Source organism: Gelidibacter algens, assembly GCF_001678675.1.
Lineage (GTDB): Bacteria > Bacteroidota > Bacteroidia > Flavobacteriales > Flavobacteriaceae > Gelidibacter > Gelidibacter algens.
In genome coordinates, this window is record NZ_LZRN01000093.1 from 1 (window position 1) to 4433 (window position 4433).

The following is a 4433-nucleotide window of genomic DNA, read 5'->3' on the forward strand; positions in this document are numbered from 1 at the left end:
CCAAGTAATTTTCACTTTAACTTGTTGCGATAATTTTGATCTTACGATTAAATCAACAGAGGTTATTTGATTCAGAAGATTCAACAACCTTTGTGTAAAGCTGGTTATATCTTTCTTACAAAAATACTGCTGTAATTTTAATAATTTAGTATTTCCATTGTAAACTTTAGACCATTTTGGTATTCAAATAAGTGTTCTAAATAGTGAAGTCCCCCTGCATCCTTTGTATAACTTGCAACATCACATTGATAGTACACTGATAGTAAATAAAAAAAATCTCTCAGGTGTAATTTTGCACTTTCGCATTGTGATGTAATTAATGTATATGTATACTCCAAAGAAATCTTATTCTCCATGTACTTTCCTATAGAACTAGAGGTCAAAAGAGCTTTATATAAGGATAAATTATCTGCCGAAATGTTTAAATCAGTACTATATTTGCTTATTTCATTAAATGAATCACTATACTGATCTTGTCGATTACCTTTTTTGAAAGATATGGATTTTCCAATATCATGTAAAAGCAAGAATAACGTAAACTCTTCAATTTTTGGTTTTGGAAAATCCTCAAGAAAATACCTTTCAAACTGGTTGTATACATTTAAGGTATGATCCTTTATTATATAGTGACGTACCCTAGCATCATATAACTCATTGAAAGCAGGAACCTTTGTGCAAATATTTTCAATTCTATTCTTTCCGTCCATTTTAATAAATTTATCGCTTGTTCTTTTCATTTGGTTTGAGATTATTTAAGAAAAGGTAAGTTCACCTTGATTTGGACTCGAATGATTTAATACATAACTAAAAGCTTTCTCCAATGTTTTTTCTCCTACCCCTTTATAGTTTGCTAAAGTAATCATTGAATTTACCTCACCTAATTTTATTATCTCTGTAATTTTTCGAGCGTATTGTGGCTGTATGCCGGTCTCCAGTTTTATCTTGTTTTCGTCAAGAGTTAGCCATTTTGTTCTGAATGTTGTGAATAAATCATCTTCGGCATTTGGATCATAATCATAAATTTCAATTGGAATCTTACAATTACTTAAAAACTCGTCCATCAAGTTGGTTACTTCAATTTGAGAGAGACCACCATTGTGAGTTCCTAGCAAGGGAAATGCAATTGAAGTAATTCCTTTTTCTTCATATGTTTCAACGAATTTCTGTAAACCCATTTTTATCCATTCTATTTTACTAGGATATTTCCAATGATTTTTAGTTGGGAAATTTAAAATTCCGGGAGCGTTAGTTTCTTTATTGTAAAGCCAAAGCGTTCCAGGCTTTAATAATCCATTTTCGCAATGAATTTTATATTGTTTGTACATATCAGGATATCTAAGTCTATAAACTAGAGCAATACCTTTACCCATTACACCCACACAATTAACAGTGTTAACAATGGTTTGTGCTTTTGAATTAAATATATTTCCTGAAATTTTTGTTATTGCCATTGTATCAGTCTGTTTTGAAAATTAACCACTCCCTTTTGGATTCATCTACAAATTTTATTTTGAACGGCTCATTAAAATTAGATAGCGAAATATTAGATGTAAAATGAATTTGAGAACCTACTAAGCTTATAACATCACCATTAGTGATTAAGGATTTATCGATATTTGAATTTGTCTCAATGGAGAAAAACCCATCACCCATAAAGTCCGAATCTACGGTAAGATTATTTTCATTAAAATCTACATCAACTCTAGCATTATCAAAATTGTAATATGCTGAATCCACTATGATTTTTGAAAATATTTTTTGATATTCATTCCCAAGCATTTTTTCAAGCAGAGCTTTATCTAAATAAGTTGCACAAATAATTTCAAAATTTTTGTATTCATCAAAATTCAATTCATTTTGCACTAAAAACTCTTGTTGTGATGATTCTCTGTAAATTTGATAATCAGTTTTTGTTGCATAAGCTTCTGGTAAATAATACAAGTTTTGAAAATCAAAGTTATTGGCCATTTCTTTTATTGAACCAAATCGGGTAGATTTTGTTTGCATATTTCCATTACTAATACAATTAATCAACTTCTTATCGTAAACCACTTCCTTTAGTGAAAATTTGAAAAATATAGGTACAGGACATTTAGGGAAACTAAGACCTCTTGATTTTTCATACCAAGAAACCCAATTTCCGTCTTTTGTTGTGTAGCCAGAATTTGTCCTAGTACCTAAAAATTCATTGTAAAACTGAGTTGGTGTATGTGGTCTAAAATAGAATCGGGCATACGAGTGGGCATCACCACGCAGGTGAACTACATTTCCAGCTGCATCGCCTAATATATTAGCTTTATCTCTACTTTGAATTTTTTTATTTCTTATAATCTCAATTGCATTTTCAATGTGAGTAAAATGATAAATAAAGTTCTTGTAATGAGAACTCTGTAGGTCAATTTTTGAAAGAAATTTAATTTTAGGAGATTTATCAAATTTATTTTGAATAAAACCACCAAGAGATTCTTTCACTTTATTATTAGATTTCAGTTTATTCCAATTCCAGTTAGTCTCAAATTTGTCGATTATATCTTCATTAAATTGAATGCCTGTATTTGATGATAACAACTCCCAGTCTAAATAATTTTCAAACTTCTCCAAGATGACAGGATTAAGAAAGAAATCATCGTGTTCACTCAAGTGTTTCCAGTCTAGGTATTCTTTAAATTCAGCTATTAAGTCAATATTCTCAATATCAAAATTGTTATGTCTTGTGATACTATGCCAATTTAATTTTTTATTGAAGTTAAGTAGGGTTTCCCTATTTATCGAAAAATCTGGGTGCTTGGATATACTATCCCAATCTAAATCGAATCTTTTGATTTTCGGTAGTAGTGACTGAGTCGGAATAAATGAACGGTGTCTTGACAATTGATGCCAATCCCAAGGCTTATCGATTAAATTAGTTAGAAACTCTTGATCAAATCTTAGTTCAGGAGATGATGACAATTTTGACCAATCCCAAAACTTGCTCTTTAATTCAATAATCAATTCGTTAGAGATTTTTAAGTCCGTTCTATTAGATAATTCTTGCCAGTCCCAATCCTTACTCTGTAATTGAATAAGCGTATTTGCATCAATTTCAACAATGGGATTGCTAGATAAAACTTTCCAATTCCAATTTAATTTTTGAGTATTGACCAATGTTGAGTTATCAATAACAATGTCAGTTCTAAAACTAACCAACTCTAAATTTATTTTTGGGAATTGAGCCAAAAGTCTCGTTAAATAGTCGTCAGAATCTTTCTTTGACTTTCTCAAAAATCTTCCGTGCTCACTTAAAAACGCCCAGTCCCAATCTTGCTTGATATAATTTGAAATAATAGAGCGGTTCCAATTGAGGGAGTTGTTAGTTGAGAGTGTCTTCCAGTCCCAATTATGTAAGAAATAATCTAGATACTTCCTTACATATTGTATGTACTCTTTAAAATTTGACCATTCTTCATCCGGATTAAAAATCTTATTAATGGCCTCATTTCCTGAAAATATATTCCAATTCAACTTTGATTTTAAATTGTTGATGGAAACCAAATCAACCTTCAAATGTTTATTTGCAGATATTGCTTCCCAATTCCAATTAAAAAACTCTTTGTTTTTTGTCCTTTCAATGTAAGAGAATAGAGTTTCTATTGGATATCGATTGGTAAGAGCCATCCAAGCCGCTTCATTTTTCTCTTGTGTAAGATTTCCGAGGCTCAATGCTATTTGCTCTAAATTGGTTTCTAAACTTAAATCTGTTTCAATTTCAAAAAGCTTGTTAATGATAATCGGCCAGTCTACATAATTTTTTAGATTATCGATCTCACTGTATATCGTAGGTTTCTCAATGCGTGGTGTGATTATTTCCCAATTCCACATATTTCTGATTTTCTCATATTCTAGGGAGCTTATTATTTCATCAATTAGTATATGTTTGGACAAATAATCGAAATCCCAATTAAACTCTAGCTTATTAAGTATATCATCAAATTCTTGGTGCTCAGTTATCAATGTAAAAAATTCAGGATGGTCAGTCTTTAATATTTTTTGATTAATCTCAACAAGGTGCTCATTCCAAAAAGAAACTTCCTGATTAATAAATATTCGCTTCCAATCAAGCTTTTGATATATTTCAGTATCTACTTTTAGTACATAGGATATGAATTTTGTGTTGTTGGTAATAGCATCGTTACGAGAGATAGTCGCCCAATCCCAGTTAAAATTAGGATATCGGAAGATTGAATTCGCATCCTGTAATTTTGAACTTACAAAAGTAAACCCTTCTTCGGTTTTGATTTTTTCTTTGAAATGCTTCAAAAAAAGCGTAATTCCAACCTAAATATTCATTTGTGTCAAATCCTTTTTTATAAACTTCCGTTTCCCAGTCTACTATTTCTAAATTATCAAGTACACTTACTAATTCTTTTGTGAAATAATATTCTTGGGTAGTAACG

At 30.6% G+C, this 4433-nt stretch carries 4 protein-coding genes; all 4 read right to left on the bottom strand.

The window, feature by feature from the left end; genetic code table 11:
• Nucleotides 1-137: 137 nt before the first annotated feature.
• Nucleotides 138-737, bottom strand: coding sequence for a hypothetical protein (locus A9996_RS19030; RefSeq protein ID WP_066439067.1), 600 nt, complete (start codon nt 735-737; stop codon nt 138-140).
• A 15-nt stretch (nt 738-752) separates the two neighbouring features.
• Complete coding sequence (locus tag A9996_RS19035; protein WP_066439069.1) at nt 753-1451, bottom strand: macro domain-containing protein; 699 nt, start codon at nt 1449-1451, stop codon at nt 753-755.
• Between the two features lie 4 nt (nt 1452-1455).
• Nucleotides 1456-4296, bottom strand: a complete 2841-nt coding sequence (locus tag A9996_RS19040; protein WP_066439071.1) for a DarT ssDNA thymidine ADP-ribosyltransferase family protein — start codon at nt 4294-4296, stop codon at nt 1456-1458.
• The coding region (locus tag A9996_RS20295; RefSeq protein ID WP_211272673.1) for a hypothetical protein at nt 4202-4433 on the bottom strand (232 nt) is incomplete at its 5' end. The genes A9996_RS19040 and A9996_RS20295, both read right to left, overlap by 95 nt.